Source organism: Sphingopyxis chilensis, assembly GCF_035930445.1.
Classification (GTDB): domain Bacteria; phylum Pseudomonadota; class Alphaproteobacteria; order Sphingomonadales; family Sphingomonadaceae; genus Sphingopyxis; species Sphingopyxis chilensis.
The window spans coordinates 2763139-2779934 of record NZ_CP142394.1 but is presented as its reverse complement, the minus strand read 5'-3'; the positions used below and the strand labels follow the sequence as shown (position 1 = coordinate 2779934).

12 protein-coding genes and 1 tRNA gene are annotated in these 16796 nt (G+C 66.6%); 10 read left to right on the top strand and 3 right to left on the bottom strand.

Annotated features, from left to right (window positions below):
• Positions 1–97: 97 nt before the first annotated feature.
• From VSX79_RS12945 to VSX79_RS12930, 4 genes are all read left to right on the top strand, one after another.
• Entirely contained in the window at positions 98–1729 is a 1632-nt protein-coding gene (locus VSX79_RS12945) for a sulfatase-like hydrolase/transferase (RefSeq protein WP_326913553.1), read from the top strand.
• A 123-nt stretch (positions 1730–1852) separates the two neighbouring features.
• A complete protein-coding gene (locus tag VSX79_RS12940) occupies positions 1853–2689 on the top strand; it encodes an amidohydrolase family protein (RefSeq protein ID WP_326913552.1) in 837 nt (278 codons plus the stop codon).
• 3 nt (positions 2690–2692) lie between these two features.
• On the top strand, positions 2693–3595 hold the full coding sequence (locus tag VSX79_RS12935) for an aldo/keto reductase (RefSeq protein WP_326913551.1): 903 nt from the start codon (positions 2693–2695) through the stop codon (positions 3593–3595).
• Positions 3596–3784: 189 nt separating this feature from the next.
• Positions 3785–4207 (top strand): GFA family protein, encoded by a 423-nt coding sequence (locus VSX79_RS12930; protein WP_326913550.1) that lies wholly within the window; start codon positions 3785–3787, stop codon positions 4205–4207.
• On the opposite strand, the gene VSX79_RS12925 is transcribed toward VSX79_RS12930, so the two are convergent.
• From VSX79_RS12925 to VSX79_RS12915, 3 genes are all read right to left on the bottom strand, one after another.
• Complete coding sequence (locus VSX79_RS12925; protein WP_326913549.1) at positions 4185–4595, bottom strand: GNAT family acetyltransferase; 411 nt, start codon at positions 4593–4595, stop codon at positions 4185–4187. The genes VSX79_RS12930 and VSX79_RS12925 overlap by 23 nt on opposite strands.
• Before the next feature lie 2 nt (positions 4596–4597).
• Positions 4598–5764: an iron-containing alcohol dehydrogenase gene (locus VSX79_RS12920; RefSeq protein WP_326913548.1), complete on the bottom strand. Its 1167-nt coding sequence runs from the start codon at positions 5762–5764 to the stop codon at positions 4598–4600.
• 200 nt (positions 5765–5964) lie between these two features.
• A tRNA-Leu gene (locus VSX79_RS12915) sits at positions 5965–6051 on the bottom strand.
• Positions 6052–6358: 307 nt separating this feature from the next.
• On the opposite strand from VSX79_RS12915, the gene VSX79_RS12910 reads away from it, so the two are divergent.
• The 6 genes from VSX79_RS12910 to gspF all read left to right on the top strand — a co-directional run bounded on the left by VSX79_RS12910 (position 6359) and on the right by gspF (position 16788).
• Complete coding sequence (locus VSX79_RS12910; RefSeq protein WP_179494824.1) at positions 6359–7939, top strand: hypothetical protein; 1581 nt, start codon at positions 6359–6361, stop codon at positions 7937–7939.
• 83 nt (positions 7940–8022) lie between these two features.
• Positions 8023–10713 (top strand): TonB-dependent receptor domain-containing protein, encoded by a 2691-nt coding sequence (locus VSX79_RS12905; protein WP_179494826.1) that lies wholly within the window; start codon positions 8023–8025, stop codon positions 10711–10713.
• Positions 10714–10999: 286 nt separating this feature from the next.
• Complete coding sequence (locus tag VSX79_RS12900) at positions 11000–11875, top strand: type II secretion system protein N (RefSeq protein WP_179494828.1); 876 nt, start codon at positions 11000–11002, stop codon at positions 11873–11875.
• 5 nt (positions 11876–11880) lie between these two features.
• A complete protein-coding gene (gspD, locus tag VSX79_RS12895; protein ID WP_326913547.1) occupies positions 11881–14091 on the top strand; it encodes a type II secretion system secretin GspD in 2211 nt (736 codons plus the stop codon).
• Positions 14088–15581: a GspE/PulE family protein gene (locus VSX79_RS12890; RefSeq protein ID WP_179494832.1), complete on the top strand. Its 1494-nt coding sequence runs from the start codon at positions 14088–14090 to the stop codon at positions 15579–15581. Before gspD ends, VSX79_RS12890 begins: the two co-directional genes overlap by 4 nt.
• On the top strand, positions 15574–16788 hold the full coding sequence (gspF, locus tag VSX79_RS12885; protein WP_326913546.1) for a type II secretion system inner membrane protein GspF: 1215 nt from the start codon (positions 15574–15576) through the stop codon (positions 16786–16788). Before VSX79_RS12890 ends, gspF begins: the two co-directional genes overlap by 8 nt.
• Positions 16789–16796 lie beyond the last annotated feature (8 nt).

Genomic DNA, 16796 nt, shown 5'->3' with positions numbered 1-16796 from the left:
CGCCGGGGTCAAACAATCTTGCGTATCGGCGCATATAATGACACATATAGTGTCAATAGTTTTCGGGCAAGCCGACGGCGCGATATGGGGGATGATGATGAAGAGAAAATGGGTCGCCCTCGGCGCATTGTTACTGGCCGGCGCGGGCGGATATTGGGCCTTTGAGGCGAATAAATACCGGCTGCCCGGCGTTCTTCAGGACTGGAACGACCCGGTGCAGCCCCATCGCGCGATCAGCTGGCAGCAAGGCCCCGCCAACCCGCCGGAGGGCAAGCGCCCGCCGAATATCATCCTGATCGTCGCCGATGATTTGGGTTACAACGACATCAGCCTCAATGGCGGCGGGGTGGCGGGGGTCGTCAAGACGCCGAACATCGACGCGCTCGCGCGCGAGGGCGTCAATTTTACCACCGCCTATGCCGCGAACGCGACCTGTTCGCCGTCGCGCGCGGCGATGATGACCGGGCGCTATCCGACACGCTTCGGCTTCGAATATACGGCGGTTCCCGTCGAGTTCGCCGAAAATCTCGCGCATGGGGAGGGCGTCGGCCCGCACCGGGCGATCTTCCACGACGAGCTGATCACCCCCGACATTCCCGCCTATCCCGACATGGGCGTCCCCGCGAGCGAGGTGACGATCGCCGAGGCGGTGAAGGCGGCGGGTTATCACACGCTTCACATCGGTAAATGGCATCTGGGCGAGTCGCCCAAACTCCAGCCGCAGGCCCAGGGCTTCGACGAAAGCCTCGCGATCCTCGCGGGCGCGGCGATGTTCCTTCCCGAGGACGACCCGGACACGGTCAACGCCAAGCTGCCGTGGGACCCGATCGACCGCTTCATCTGGGCGAACCTTCGCCACGCGGTCACGTTCAACGGCAGCAAGCGTTTCCATCCCAAGGGGCATATGACCGACTATTTCGCTGACGAGGCGATCAAGGCGATCGAGGCGAACCGGAACCGGCCTTTCTTCATGTACCTAGCCTTCAACGCCCCGCATACGCCCTTGCAGGCGACGAAGGCCGATTACGACCGGCTGCCGCAGATCAAGGATCACAAGGCACGCGTCTATGGCGCGATGATCGCGCAGCTCGACCGCCGCATCGGCGACGTGATGGCAAAGCTGAAAGATGCGGGGATCGACGACAATACGCTCGTCATGTTCACCAGCGACAACGGCGGCGCCTGGTATAACGGGATCCAGGGCCTGAACGCGCCGTTCCGCGGCTGGAAGGCGACCTTCTTCGAAGGCGGCATCCGCACGCCGCTCTTCATGCGCTGGCCGGGCGGGATCGCGGCGGGGACGCAGCGCGCCGATGTCACCGGCCATCTCGATATCTTCGCGACGATTGCCGCGGCGGGCGGCGCGAAACTGCCGGAGGACCGGACGATCGACAGCGAAAATATCCTCGCCACCCCCGCGAAGCGGCCCGCGATGTTCTGGCGCTCGGGCGACTATCGCGCGGTGCGCGCGGGTGACTGGAAATTGCAGGTGACGAAGCGCCCCGAAAAGGCGCGCCTCTACAACCTCGCCGCCGACCCGACCGAGCGCCACGATCTCGCCGCGAGCGACCCGCAGCGCGTCGCCGCGCTCCGCGCGCTGATCGAGGCGCAGAACAAGGGCATGGCGAAACCGATCTGGCCGGGCCTCGTCGAAGGGCCGATACGCATCGACGTGCCGCTCGACGCGCCGTGGAAGGACGGACAGGATTATATCTACTGGACCAATTGAGGCGCGCTGCGCCAGCCAACGCCCGCCTTGGGCTGAAAGCGGCGGGTGCGGCCCGCGAGGTAATTGGCCCGGTGATCGCTTTGTGGCAGGGCGGGCATATTGTTTCGCGCACCCGGAGATATCATGCGAGCCCTGCTGCTTTCGATCGCCTTGCTTTCGGCGCCTGCCTTCGCGCAGGACGCTGTCGTCGACACCCACGTCCACCTGCACAAGGGCGAAGCGTCGCTCGCCGAATATCGGGCGCAGCTAAAGGCGGCGAACCAGCCCGTCGCGGCTTTCGGCGCGATGTGGTTCGGCGGCCCGAATCAGGCGCTCGCGGGCAATCCGGCGGACATAGCCAGTCGCAATGACGCCCTGATCGCGCTCGCTGCGAAGAACCCCGACATGATCGCGATCGCGACGGTCCACCCCTATGACGGCGAGGCTGCGCTGGCCGAGGTCGACCGCGTCGCCGCGCGCGGTGTCCGCCTGCTCAAGATCCATCCGCATACGCAGAAATTCGACGCCGCCGATCCGCGCGTGCTGACGCTCGTCAAGCGCGCGGGCGACAAGGGAATGACGGTCGTGATGGACAATGCGAGCATCGTCCCCGCCGATAACGAGAAGCTCTTCAACCTCGCGCTCGCGGCGCCGAAGACGAAGTTCATCTTCGGCCATATGGGCGGGCTCGCCTTCCGCTTCTGGAACATCCTTGCGCTCGCGCGCACCGCTGAAAATCTCTTCGCCGACAATATCTATTTCGACCTTTCGGCGAGCGTGATCCTCGCCGCCGATTCGCCGATCGAAGAAGAATATGTCTGGACGATCCGCAACGTCGGGGTCGATCATGTGCTGCTCGCATCGGACTTCCCGCAAATTTCGCTGCCCAAGACGCTGGAGGCCTTCGCCAAGCTCGATCTCACCGATGCGGAGCGCGCGAAGATCCGCTCGGGCAACGCCCGCAAGCTGCTTGGACTCTGACCGATGCCGGTTCATCTTCCCGCTCCCGCCAAGCTGAGCGTCGCCGGGCACGAGCTTGTGCCCATCGCCTGGGGCATGTGGCGCTTTGCCGGCGTCGACCTTGCCACCGCCCGCGCACGCATCGACGCGGCGTTCGACGCGGGCGTGACGCTGTTCGACACGGCCGACATCTACGGCTTCGACACGCCCGGCGGTTTCGGCTCGGCCGAAGCCTTACTCGGCGAAGTCTTCGCCGAAGCCCCGGGGCTTCGCGACCGGATGGTCCTCGCGACGAAGGGCGGGATCATTCCCGGCGTACCCTATGACAGCAGCGCGCCCTATCTGGCGTCGGCGCTCGACGCCTCGCTCCGCCGCCTGCGCACCGACCGGGTCGAATTGTGGCAGATCCACCGTCCCGACCTGCTCACCCACCCGCAGGAGGTCGCGCGCGCGCTCGAGGAGGCGCACCGGGCGGGCAAGGTCGGCGCGTTCGGCGTCTCCAATTTCACCCCGTCGCAGACGTTGGCGCTGGCCCGCTTCCTTCCCGTGCCGGTGGCAAGCCATCAGAGCGAATTTTCGCCGCTCCATCTCGCCCCGCTATTCGACGGCCTCCTCGACCAGTCGATGGGGCAGGGGATGGCCTTTCTGGCCTGGTCGCCGCTCGGCGGCGGCCGCCTCGGCGATCCGGCGGACGAGCGCGGCCAGGCGATCGCCGGGCTGCTCGACGCCAAGGCCGCCGAATATGGGGTCTCGCGCGCCGCGGCCACCTACAGCTGGGTGATGGCGCATCCCGCGCGCCCGATCCCGATCGTCGGCACGCAGACGATCGAACGAATCCGGGAAATCCCGCAGGCGTTCATGCCGCGCTGGACGCGCGCCGAATGGTATGCCGTGCTGCAAGTCTCGATGGGAGAGCGGCTGCCCTGACGTTTTCGCGGCTCGCAATGACGCGATTTCTGAAGGAGATGCCCCACCTCCACATCGAGACGTAGGAGAGCGGGAGGCGGGGCGAGCGCGCTTAAGCAGGGTGCGGCTTGCGGGTCAATGAACGAAGCGCGAATTGCAGGCGGGACGCCGGTCTTGTTTGCCCGGCCCGCGGTGATATGCCTTCCCGCCATGGAACGCACCGCCTCCTGTCATTGCGGCAAGCTGGTCCTCACCTGCACCGGCGAGCCCGCGAAGGTTTCGCTCTGCCATTGCTTCGATTGCCAAAGGCGGACCGGATCGCTCTTCAGTGTCGCGGCCTTTTTCCCGCGCGACCGCGTGGAACTGCCCGCCGTCGGCGCCAGGGCCTTCCGGCGTCCGTCCGCCAGCGGCCGCGACGTGTCCTTCCATTTCTGCCCCGACTGCGGGTCGTCGCTCTGGTGGGAACCCGACCGGCTTCCGCACCTGATCGGGGTTGCGGCGGGCGCCTTTGCCGATCGCGACTTTCCGATGCCCGAACAGGCGGTATGGGCCGATCATCGCCACGCGTGGCTCGACCTTCCGCTGCCGGAACATCCGCAAAACCCTCACCCTAAAGTCGCCGGCCAAGGCTGATGCGATCCTCGACCGCATATCCCAGCGCCCGATAGAATTGGACGACATCTTCGTTCGCCGCGCGGACCTGCAGGTTGATCTTTTCGCATCCGAGCGCGCGTAGCGCCCGTTCGGCTTCGCGGACGAGCGCCGTTCCGACCCCGCCGCGCTCGCACGTCCGCCGGACCGCGACCGAATAAAGCCAGCCGCGATGCCCGTCGTACCCCGCCATCACCGATCCGATCACCGCGTCCCCCTCCAGCGCCACGAAAAACAGGCCGGGCTGAAATGCGAGCTTGGCGGGGATCGCCACTTCGGCGCGGTTCCAGGGCGGATCGTTCGGAAACGCCTCTTCCCAAAGCCGTTTCACCCCGCCGAAGTCGGATGCCGCATAACGCCGGATTTCCATGACTAGCCCGCCCAGACCTGCGCATAGAGCATCGCCATCTCTTCGGCGTCGGGCACGCGCGGATTGTTCGCGGGCGAGCCCGATGCGGCCGCCTGCGCGCACATCGTCGGCACCAGCGCCTCCCAGCGCGCCGCGTCGATGCCCCACGCCGCCGGCCCCGGTACCTCCAGCTCGCGATTCAAGGCTGCCAGCTCGTCGAGCAGGCGCGCGACCGCCGACTGGTCGCCCTCGGCCTCGTCGGCGATCCCCATCGCCCGCGCGCAATCGGCATAGCGAGGGAGCGCGGCAGGCGCCGACCAGGCGGTCACCGCGGGCAGCAGCATCGCGTTCGACAGCCCGTGCGGCACATGGAAATGCGCCCCGATCGGCCGGCTCATCCCGTGCACCAGCGCGACCGAGCTGTTCGAAAAGGCGATCCCCGCCTGCGTCGCGCCCAGCATCATCGCCTCGCGCGCCGCCGCGTCCATCGGGTCGCCGCACACGCGGCGCAGATTGGGTGCGATCGCGCGCATTGCGAGCAGCGCCATGCCGTCGCTGAACGGGTTCGCGCGCTTCGACACATAGGCCTCGATCGCGTGTGTCAGCGAATCGATGCCCGTATCGGCGGTCAGCCGCACCGGCTTGGTAAAGGTCAGCTCATAATCGACGAGCGCCGCGACGGGCAGATAGGCGAGCCCCGGGCACAGCATCTTCTCGTCGGTCGCCTCGTCGGTGATGATCGTGAAGCGCGTCGCTTCCGATCCCGTGCCCGCGGTCGTCGGGATCGCTATGACGGGCAGTCCCGGCGCGTCCTGGACATGCGGCGCCTTGTAATCGGCCATCGCGCCGCCGTGGCTCGCGAGCAGCGCGATCGCCTTCGCGCTGTCGAGCGGGCTGCCGCCGCCAAATCCGACGACGCAGTCATGGTCGCCCGCTTTCAAAAAAGCCACGCCCGCATCGACCGACGCCACCGTCGGGTCGGGCACCGTATCGGCGAACGCGCGCGCCGCGATCCCCGTCGCCGCCAACCCGTTCTCCAGCTCGGCGACGCGCCCGCTGCTCATCAGATAGGCATCGGTCACGATCAACGGCCGCGACAGACCCAGGCTTGCGAGCACTTCGGGCAATTGCTTCGACGCGCCGCCGCCGATGCGGAAGATGCGGGGCAGGGCGATGCTGGCGATATTCAACGGTCCATCTCCTCGAGGACGATATGCGTCCCTCTCGTTCGCCCACTACCTAGCCATATTGGAGCCGGCAGGAAATCGCCGCATTGCGCGCGGCTTCGCGCGAGGCGGCCGGGCGGGCGTCATCAAACAGCTATCGGGGATGGGGGTGAAGCGTGCCGGCACCTGTCAGCCCCGGCATCGGCTTCGGTTTCCGGTAATGATGGTGCGGTCGAGAAGACTCGAACTTCCACGGCCTTTCGGCCACAACGACCTCAACGTTGCGCGTCTACCAGTTCCGCCACGACCGCACATCATGATGGTCCGGATCGGGTCCGGCACCAGGTAGGAGCGGGCGCCTAGCAAAGCTTTCGGGGCGATGCAAGCGAGCTTCGCCGCTTTTATTTTTGCAGGTGCGAACGGGCACGCCCTACGGCCGCCGCGCTTGTCATCAAAGCGACTCGAAAGAGTCATGCAAGTGTCACGGCTCTGGCGTCAGACCGTCATCGAATCACCCTAGTGGCGGCCTCACCGGGGGCGAGACGACAATCCTTATTCTTGCTCGCGGCGTGTTTTTCATCAGGGGCGCGCAGGCGCACACCGGGAACGGAGATTTTCATGGCGGCTTTCGCACGCATTCGTTTGGTCATGCTTAGCGGCGTGGCCTGTTCCATTCTTGCCGCGTGCGGCGCCGATGGCGTCGCGTCGCCCGGTGAAGGCGTGATCGTCATTCCCGCGCCGACCCCGACCCCGGCGCCCACTCCGACCCCGACGCCGACCCCCACGCCGACCGGCGTGACCCCGGCCGACGCCTGCCCGGCCATCAACGGCGCCGACCAGCTCGCCGACCTTGGCACCATTTCGGGCCCGCAGGGCACCTGGCGCAACTGCGGCTTCCCCGCGAAGTTCAACTCGACGACCGCGATTCCGAAGGTCGACGGCGTGATCTATTCGCTTCCCGGCCGCGTCGATGTCGGTAGCGACCAGGGTCCGACCGAAGAAGCCGGCGATACCGCCGACGTCACGCTGACGATCGATCCGGGCGTCACCATCTTCGCCTCGACCGGCACCGCCTTCCTCGCCGTCAACCGCGGCAACAAGATCGACGCCGTCGGCACCCCGACGCAGCCGATCGTCTTCACCGGCCGCGGCAACGTCGTCGGCTCGGCGACCGATAACACGTCGCAGCTGTGGGGCGGCGTCGTCCTGCTCGGCCGCGCGCCGATCACCGATTGCGACGCGGCGGGTGCGGTTCCCGGCACCAACGACTGCGAACGCGACACCGAAGGCACGTCGAACGCGCTCTACGGCGGCGAGATCACCAACGATAACTCGGGCCGTATGAGCTACGTCCAGATCCGCTATTCGGGCTTCAACCTGTCGCCCGACAGCGAATTGCAGGGCCTGACCCCGTCGGGCGTCGGTTCGGCGACCCAGTTCGACCATATCCAGATGCACAACAGCTCGGACGACGGCATGGAAGTGTTCGGCGGCCGTCCGAACTTCAAGCATCTCGTCGTCACCGGCGCCGAGGACGACAGCTTCGACACCGACGTCGGCTACAAGGGCAATATCCAATATGCGATCGCCGTCCAGCGTGCCGGCGGCACGGTCGGCGACTCGATCATGGAAATCGACTCCGACGGCGATGAAGATGCGGTTCCGCGTCAGGAAGTGAATATCGCAAACTTCACCTTCATCCACCGCAACGCAGCGGCCGGCAACGGCGCCGCGATCCGCATCCGCGGAGGCGCCGACTACACCTTCGCCAACGGCCTGATCACCACCGGCGCGTCGTGCATCCGCATCGACAGCGCCACCACGGTGCAGCCCGCCGACCCGGCGCTCGACGAAAACGGCCCGCCGGTGTTCCAGTCGGTGTCGATGCAGTGCAACGACCGTCCGTTCCGCGGCTCGAATGGTCCCGACGACGCCGCGGTCCGCGCGATCTTCGAACTCGGCACGAACAACAGCTCGACCTACACGCCGAGCCTGACCGACCTGTTCGTCAACGGTGCGACCGAAACCGCGCTGACGCCGTTCGATGCCAAGACGCTCGCGAGCTTCTTCGACACGACGGCCTATGTCGGCGCGGTCGCCGACGCCAACGACACCTGGTACGCGGGCTGGACCTGCAATTCCGCCACGGCGTCGTTCGGCGACACCAGCGGCAACTGCACCGACATCCCCGTAACCTGACGCGCCGACGTCCGATACCGGGGCGGGGCGCACCACGGGCGCGCCCCGCCCCCATTTCAATCTGCCAATAGGGGTTATCCAACATGACCAAGCGGTCGCTATTCGCCAGCTTCCTGCTCCTTTCGTCGGCGCTGGTGTCGCCCGCGGTGCTCGCCCAGACGGCCGAGCCCGATCCCGCGCCCGCCGAAACGCCGCCCGCCGACCCGGCGACCGATGCGGCCGAGGAAGAGGTCGATGTGTCGATCCCCGGCGGCGCCGACGCCGAAATCGTCGTGACCGGCCGCTATACCCCCAATGTCGTCCGCGCGACCCCCGAGGTCGTGTCGGTCCTCTCCTCCGCCGACATCGCGCGCACCGGCGAAGGCGATATTTCGGGTTCGCTGCAGCGCGTGACCGGCCTGTCGGTGGTCGGCGGCGGCTTCGTCTATGTCCGCGGCCTCGGCGACCGTTATTCGCTCGCGCTCCTGAACGGCTCGCCGCTGCCCAGCCCCGAACCGCTGAAGCGCGTCGTCCCGCTCGACATCTTTCCCACCAACGTCATCGATTCGACGCTGGTGCAGAAAAGCTATTCGGTCAATTTCCCCGGCGAGTTCGGCGGCGGCGTGATCAACCTCACGACCAAGTCGACCCCGCGCGAGACCTTCCTGACCTTTTCGGGCGGCATCGGCTGGGACAGCGAGACGACGAACGAGCTTGGCTATACCTATTATGGCAGCGACACCGACTGGACCGGTTTCGACGACGGCACGCGCGACGTCCCGCCGCTGCTGAAGGCGGCCTTTGCCAGCGGCAAGCCGATCCTCGAAGGCGCCGACTTCAGCCTCGACGACCTCAAGGCGATCCAGATGGAACTGGTCAACGCCGAGACGAGCCTGCTCCAGCAGAACAACCACATCCCGGTCAACTGGTCGGCGGGCGTGACCGGCGGCACGACGATCCAGCTCCCCGACGGCGAGCTCGGCATCATCGCGACGGCGGGCATCAGCAACAAATGGCGCACGCGCGACACGCTCCAGCAGACGTCGCTCGAAACCGACCTGTCGGGTGAACCGCAGACCAATTTCAACCGCGTCGTCACCGACAACCGCATCGTCGTCAACGGCCTGCTCGGTTTCGGGCTCGAGCTTGGCGATCACAAGTTCCGCTGGACCAATCTTTATATCCGCGACACGCTGAAGCAGTCGCGCCTCGGTCTCGGCACCAACCGCAACCAGTCCGACCGCGATATCCTGCAGCAGGACACCGCCTGGTACGAACGCCAGCTGATCAACACCCAGCTCGTCGCCGAATTCGACTTCGACCAGATCCAGCTCGACCTGCGCGGCGGCTATGCCAATTCGCAGCGCGAGGCGCCCTATGAGCGCAGCTTCACCTATGTCCGCACCAACCTGCCCACCGACGTCGATCCCGTGGGCGACAAGTTCGTCAACGACCTTGGCGGCAATCGCGGTTCGGCCGGCATCTCCTTTTCGGACCTCAATGAGGATCTCTGGTCGGGCGGCGTCGATCTGTCCTACGAACTGGCGCCGCGGATCACCGCGACGGTCGGCTATGCCTATAGCGACACGCACCGCACCTCGGTGCGCCGCGACTTCCTGTTCCGCGCGCAGAATCTGCCGATCGAGGTGCAGCAATTGCGACCCGATTACCTGCTCTCCGACGCCTCGATCCAGCTCTATGATATACGGCTGGTCGAAACCTCGGCCCAGGACGGCGCGGCGGCATTCGACGCCAATCTGACGACGCACGCCGGCTATGCACAGCTGCAGGCCGAAATCGTGCCCAGCGTCAATATCAACGCCGGCGTCCGCTACGAGACGGCAAAGCAGACCGTCGTGCCGGTCGACCTGTTCAACACCGGTTCGTCGGTGTTCGTGCCGACCGATCTCGACAACGACTATTGGCTGCCGGCGGTGACGCTCACCTGGGAAATGGCGCCTGACATGCAGCTGCGCCTCAACGGGTCAAAGACGATCGCCCGGCCGCAGTTCCGCGAACTGGTCGCGCAGGTCTATCTCGACCCCGAATCGAACCGCCTCTATCGCGGCAACCCCTCGCTGTCCGACAGCGAGCTGTGGAATGCCGAACTGCGCTACGAATGGTATTTCGACCGCGACCAGCGGTTGACCGTCGCGGGCTTCTACAAATCGATCGATAACCCGATCGAGGCCTATACCTCGGCGTCGGACAACCAGGTCAGCACCAGCTATGCCAATGCGCCGAAGGCGACGCTCTATGGCGCCGAATTCGAGGTGCAGAAATATTTCCCGCTCGACACATTGTCGGACGCGCCCTTCTGGCAGAGCCGCCGGCTCGTCCTGATCGGCAACTACACCTATACCCAGTCGGACATCCAGGTCGGCGAGGACGATGTCACCTTCGTCAACGGCGTCGAGCGTCCGGCCGACATCTTCTTCTTCGACGGCTCGCCGCTGACCGGCCAGTCGGACCATCTGGTCAATTTCCAGATCGGGCTCGAAGATCAGGACAGGCTCTCGCAGCAGACCTTGCTCCTGACCTATGCCAGCCCGCGCGTGACCAGCCGCGGTCCGTCGGGTCAGCCCGACCTCAAGGAAAAGCCGGGCATCCAGCTCGACTTCGTCGCGCGCCAGGGCATCAACCTGCTCAACAAGGAAATCGAGCTGAAGTTCGAGGCGCGCAACCTGACGGGGCGCAAATATCAGGAAGTCCAGACCTCGGGCGACAACAAGATCTATTTCAACCGCTACAAGCTGGGCCGGACCTTCTCGCTCAGCGCCTCGATCAAATTTTGACCCAACTGACGCCCTCCCCTTCAGGGGAGGGCAGCGAGCCCCGGACCTGATCCGGGGCGCAGGGGGTGGGGGGCATCGGCCGTGCGCAAGGCCGATGGCTCCACCCGCCCGTCATCCCCGCCTTCGCCGGGATAACGAAATGAGGAGAGTTCGGTGCTTCGCCCCCGCCCGCCGCACCGGACTCGCCCGACTGACAAAAAACTGTAATCTTCCCGTCAACTGATTGTCACCAATCGCCCCTAGGCGATTCGCGAGATGCTTTTTCGGTTGGGGGACAGATAACCACATGGCAACGCTGATGTCCGGATCGGCCATTCGGCTGCCGCGCGCGCTGCCTTCGTGGCTGCGTGCGCGAAAGCGGACCCCGCGCGAAATCTGGCCGATGCTGGTCGTGGGCCTGCTCGGCGCGCTCTTGATCTGGCAATGCGTCCGCCTGCTCTGGACCCTCCTCACCCCATTGTCGCCGCTCGGCGCGTGGCAGCCGCAGACCGCCGTCATCGCATCGCCCGCCGAACGGCGCGCGCTTTTCTCCAGCCTCGATCCCTTTTTTCGCGGCAATGTTCAGGGGCCCGCCACCGCGACCGTCACCTCGGCCGGGCTCACGCTTTTCGGGATCAACCTCAACGAAGCGACCGGCGGCGGTTCGGCGATCATCGCGGGCGAGGACGGGGTGCAGACCAGCTACGCCGTCGGCGAAGAGATCGCGCCGGGGCTGAAACTCGCCGGCGTCGCTTTCGACCATGTGCTGCTCGACCGCGGCGGTGCGCGCGAAAGCCTGTTTCTCGACCAAAGCGGCGAGGCGCCCGTTGCCAGCCCCGGGGGTGCGCTTCCCGCGCCGACGCCCGAGATCGGCGCGGCGCCCAGCGGCACCAGCGGCGAAATGACTCCCGCGGCGATCAAGGCCGGGATCGGTTTCGCCCCGCGTACCGAAGAGGGCCGCGTCACCGGGGTCGTCGTCCAGCCGCAGGGCGACGGGGCGGCGTTCCGCGCCGCGGGGCTGCGCCCCGGCGATGTCGTCCGTTCGGTGAACGGCCGCCCGATCAGCTCGGCGAGCGACATCGCGGGGCTTGCCAACCAACTTGCCCCGGGCGCGCGCATCGCGCTCGAGGTCGAACGCGGCGCCAGCGTCGTTCCCGTCGCCATCTTCCTGTCGAAGCAATAGGGTTTATGCGTCTTAAACTATCTCTCATGCTCGCCGCCGCGCTCGTTTCCGCCACGCCGGCACCCGCGGTCGCCCAATATACGCTCAACGTCCGCGACGCCGACATCCGCGCCTTCATCCAGGACGCGGCGCGGATCACCGGGCGCACCTTCGTCATCGACGGGCGCGTCAACGGCAAGGTGTCGGTCGTCACCGACCGGCCGCTGTCGCGCAGCGAATATTTCGAGATATTCCTTGCCACCTTGCGCTCGAACGGCCTCGTCGCGGTGCCGGGGCCGAACGGCAGCTACCGCGTCCAGCCGATCGACGGCGCCGCGGCACAGCCCGGCCGCATCGGCAGCGGCGGCGCGGCGCAGAACCAGTTCGTCACCGAAATCATCCGCCTCCGCCATATCGACGCCGTCGCTGCGGTCGAAACGCTGCGCCCGCTCGTCAGCGCGCAAGGTTCGCTGACCGCGAACCGCAACGCCAACAGCCTCGTCGTCGCCGACTTCGCCGACAATATCCGCCGCATCCGGGCGCTTGCGTCGAGCATCGACCGCGACAGCTCGACCAGCCAGATCGTGACGCTGAAAAACGCGGGCGCGCGCGAAATCGCCGCCGCGTTGCAGGCGCTCGTCCCGGCAGCGGGCGAGGGCGCGCGCGCGCCGGTCGCGATCGTCCCGATCGACAGCAGCAACGCGATCGCGCTCCGGGGCGACCAGGCGCTTGTCGCGCGCTTCGTTTCGATGGCGAACGATCTCGATGCCAAGGCGGCGGGGGGCACCGAACTGCGCGTCTACTGGCTCGAACATGCCAATGCCGAAACCCTGCTTCCGACGCTCCAGCAACTGATCGGCGGCGGCAGCGACCCGGCGCAAAAGGCCGGCCTGCCGCCAGCGACGTCGTCGTCCTCTTCCTCGTCGTCGGGCGGCAACAGCACACCCGCGCCGGCACCCGCGGCGACCACGTCGGCATCGACCGGCGCGGGCGGCACCGGCAGCATCTCGACCCGTGGTCCCGCCATCGTCACGCGTTACGAAGGCGCCAATGCGATCATTGTCGCCGCCAACAGCGAAGTGCAGCGAATGCTCGGCGAACTGATCCGCCAGCTCGACAGTCGCCGCCAACAGGTGCTCGTCGAGGCGATCGTCGTCGAGATCGGCGACGATGCCGCAAAACGCCTCGGCGTCCAGTTCCTGCTCGGCGGCAAGAATATCCCGTTCGTCGCGACGAGCTACAGCAATGCGTCGCCGAACATATTGACGCTCGGCGGCGCCTATGCGTCGACACAGCTTCAGCAGGAAACGACAACCGTCGACGGCACCACGGTCGTTACCCAGACGTCGAGCGCGCTCGGCAACAGTTTGCAGGAAGCCGCCGCAGCGTCGCTGCTTTCGGCGACCGGCGGCTTTGCCGGCTTCGCGGGTGACATCGGCAAGAACACCATCTTCGGCGCGATCATCAATGCCGTGAAATCGGACACGACGTCGAACCTGCTCGCGACGCCGCACATCGTCACGCTCGACAATCAGGCGGCGAAATTCCTCGTCGGGCAGGAAGTGCCGATCACGACGGGCGAAGCGCTTTCCGACAATTTCGACGAAGCCTTCCGCACCGTGCAGCGCGAAGAGGTCGGCATCAAGCTCGACGTCACGCCGCAGGTCAACGGCGCGGGCGAGGTCAAGCTCTTCCTTCGCCAGGAAGTGTCGAGCGTCGCGGGGCCGGTATCCTCGCGCAACAGCGACCTCATCCTCAACAAGCGCTCGTTCGAAACCGTGCTGACCGTCGATGACGGCGAAATCCTCGCGATCGGCGGCCTGCTCAACGACGACGAGCGCCGGACGATCGAACGCATTCCGCTGCTCAGCGACATCCCGCTCATCGGCGAGCTGTTCAAATCGCGTAGCCGGACGCGCGCGAAGACCAACCTTATGGTCTTCATCCGCCCGACCATCCTGAAAAGCCGCGAGGACAATGCCGCGCTCACCGCGCGCCGCTATGGCTATATCCGCAATTTCCAGCTGCAGCGGAATCCCGACGTCGAACCCGCGATCGACACGCTGGTGCGCGACTATATGGGCACGACCCCGCCGTCGCCGCCGACGTCGGCCGACGTCACGGTCGGCCCCGTGGATCTGCCCGAACTGCGCGGTCCCGACGGCAGCGTCACGCCGACCGACGTTCCCCCCTCGACGTCGCAGGCGCCGACGCCGCCTGCCGGAGACTATCCGTGACCGACATCGAACCGGCGGCGCCTCCTCCGGCGCCGGTCGATATTCCCTACGGCTTTGCCCGCGCACATGGCGTCGTGATCGCGCCGGGCGAAAACGGCGTCTGGCTCGCGACGCTGCGCGAGGACGGCGACCCTGCGGTGCTGATCGAGGTCAAACGCTACCTCGCACAGCCGCTGCGCGTCGTGACCGCCAGCGCCGCCGATTTCGACCGGCTGCTGTCGGATCATTATGCGGTCGATAGCTCGGCCGCGGCGATGGCGGGTTCGCTCGACGGCAGCGACCTCGATCTCGGCATCCCCAGCGCCGAGGACCTTCTCGACAGCGCCGACGACGCCCCGGCGATCCGCCTGATCAACGCGATCATCGCGGAGGCGGTGCGGCAGGGGGTCAGCGACATCCATATCGAGCCCTATGAAAGCGGGCTCGTCGTGCGCATGCGCGCCGACGGCGTGCTGCGCGAACATCTGCGCATGCCGCCCCACGTCGCCCCCGTCGTTGTCAGCCGCATCAAGGTGATGGCGCGCCTCGACATCGCCGAGCGCCGCGTGCCGCAGGACGGCCGCATCGGGCTCACGCTCGCGGGCAAGGCGGTCGACGTCCGCGTCTCGACGCTGCCCAGCCGCGCGGGCGAGCGGGTCGTGATGCGTATCCTCGACAAGGATGCGGCGGGGATCGACTTCGACGTGCTCGGCCTCTCGGGCGAGGCCGACCGGATTTTGCGCGAGGCGCTCGCCGAACCCAACGGCATCATCCTCGTCACCGGGCCGACCGGATCGGGCAAGACGACGACGCTTTACGCCGCGCTCAAGCAGCTCAACGACGGCCAGCGCAATATCCTGACCGTCGAGGATCCGGTCGAATATGCCGTCGACGGCGTCGGGCAGACGCAGGTGAACAGCAAGGTCGGGCTCGACTTCGCCGCCGGCCTCCGCGCCATCCTGCGCCAGGATCCCGACGTCGTGATGGTCGGCGAAATCCGCGACCGCGAGACCGCCGACATCGCGGTGCAGGCCTCGCTCACCGGGCACCTCGTCCTCTCGACCGTGCACACCAACGATGCGGTGGGCGCGATAACGCGTCTTAAGGATTTGAAAGTAGAGCCTTTTCTTCTAGCCTCCACCCTCCGCGCCGTCCTCGCGCAACGACTTGTGCGCAAACTTTGCGACAATTGCCGCGAACCGGTGCAGGCCGACAACAGCGTCGCCGCCATCCTCGGGCTCGACATCGGCACCGTGATCTGGCGCCCCAAGGGCTGCGATCACTGCGGCGGCACAGGGTTCAAGGGCCGCATCGGCGTGTTCGAGGCGATCAAGGTCGATGAAACCGTCCGGCGCTATATCTACGCCGGCGGCGACGAATCGATGATCACGCGCCACGCCTTCCTCAAATCGCCGACGCTCGCCTCGGCGGCGCGGGCAATGGTCGCGAAGGGGCTGACGACCGCCGAAGAGGCGATCCGCATCGCGCGGCGCGAGGAAATCGATGCCTGATTATCGCTATGTGGCGATCGATCCGCAGGGCCGCGAGCGCAAGGGACGGCTGACCGCCACGAACGACGACGCGGCGCGCGCGGACCTGGTCCGCCGCAAATTCCATATCGTTGCGGTCGAGGCGGCGGGCGCGAAGCCCACGGGCCGCTCGCTGCTCGCCTTTCGCAAGAACAAGCTCGGCAGCAAGGAACTCGCGCTGTTCACGCGCCAGCTCGCGACGCTCGCCGAAGTCGCGCCGCTCGAAGAGGCGCTGCGCACATTGACGCGGCAGAGCGAGGCCGAAAGCGCGCGCGCCGTCGTCGGCGACGTCCACGCCGGCCTGCTCGAAGGCCGCCGCCTCGCCGATGCGATGGCGCGCCAGCCGGCCAGCTTCCCGCCGCTCTATCGCGCGATGGTCGCCGCGGGCGAGACGACGGGCAGCCTGACGACGATCCTTGCGCGCCTCGCCGACCTGCTCGAACGCCAGGCCGAAGTCCGCGGCAAACTGATTGCCGCGCTCGCCTATCCGATCGTGCTCGCGGTGGTGGCGATCGGCGTGGTTGCGGCGTTGATGATCTTCGTCGTTCCGCGGGTCGTCGAACAATTCACCGATACGGGCCAACAGCTCCCGTTCCTGACCCGCGCGGTGATCGCCATTTCAAGCTTCGCCGCCAATTGGTGGTGGCTGATCGCGCTGCTGATCGCCGCTGCCACGTTCGGCTGGGTCGTCGCGCTGCGACGCCCGGCGTTCAAGGCCGCGGTCGATGCGCGGCTGCTTCGTCTGCCGCTCCTGGGGCGTCTGCTCCGTGATCTCTATGCGGCGCGCTTCGCCCGAACGCTCTCGACGATGGTGTCGAGCCGCCTGCCGCTTGTCGAAGGGCTGAAGCTGACGGTGCCGACGATCCGCAATGCCGCGCTCGCCAGCGCGACGGCGCATATCGTCGATCAGGTGCGTGCCGGCGGCGGCCTGTCCACAGCGCTGCGCGACGCCGGGGTGTTTCCGCCGCTGCTCGTCTATATGACGGCGAGTGGTGAAAGCGCCGGGCGGCTCGAAGTCATGCTCGAACGCGCCGCCGACTATCTCGAACGCGAATTCGACCGCTTTACGGCTGCGTCGATGGCGCTTCTCGAACCTGTCATAATTGTCGTTATGGGGTCATGCGTTGCCCTTATCATCCTCGCCATCCTGCTTCCGATCCTTCAGTTGCAGAACCTAGCCGGACTATGAAAATGTCG

What these genes read in the sequence shown, in the direction of transcription:
- VSX79_RS12945 (WP_326913553.1), top strand. Translation starts at nt 98, where the DNA reads ATGAAGAGAAAATGGGTCGCCCTCGGCGCATTGTTACTGGCCGGCGCG.
- VSX79_RS12940 (WP_326913552.1), top strand. Translation starts at nt 1,853, where the DNA reads ATGCGAGCCCTGCTGCTTTCGATCGCCTTGCTTTCGGCGCCTGCCTTC.
- VSX79_RS12935 (WP_326913551.1), top strand. Translation starts at nt 2,693, where the DNA reads ATGCCGGTTCATCTTCCCGCTCCCGCCAAGCTGAGCGTCGCCGGGCAC.
- VSX79_RS12930 (WP_326913550.1), top strand. Translation starts at nt 3,785, where the DNA reads ATGGAACGCACCGCCTCCTGTCATTGCGGCAAGCTGGTCCTCACCTGC.
- VSX79_RS12925 (WP_326913549.1), bottom strand. Translation starts at nt 4,595, where the DNA reads ATGGAAATCCGGCGTTATGCGGCATCCGACTTCGGCGGGGTGAAACGG.
- VSX79_RS12910 (WP_179494824.1), top strand. Translation starts at nt 6,359, where the DNA reads ATGGCGGCTTTCGCACGCATTCGTTTGGTCATGCTTAGCGGCGTGGCC.
- VSX79_RS12905 (WP_179494826.1), top strand. Translation starts at nt 8,023, where the DNA reads ATGACCAAGCGGTCGCTATTCGCCAGCTTCCTGCTCCTTTCGTCGGCG.
- VSX79_RS12900 (WP_179494828.1), top strand. Translation starts at nt 11,000, where the DNA reads ATGGCAACGCTGATGTCCGGATCGGCCATTCGGCTGCCGCGCGCGCTG.
- gspD (WP_326913547.1), top strand. Translation starts at nt 11,881, where the DNA reads ATGCGTCTTAAACTATCTCTCATGCTCGCCGCCGCGCTCGTTTCCGCC.
- gspF (WP_326913546.1), top strand. Translation starts at nt 15,574, where the DNA reads ATGCCTGATTATCGCTATGTGGCGATCGATCCGCAGGGCCGCGAGCGC.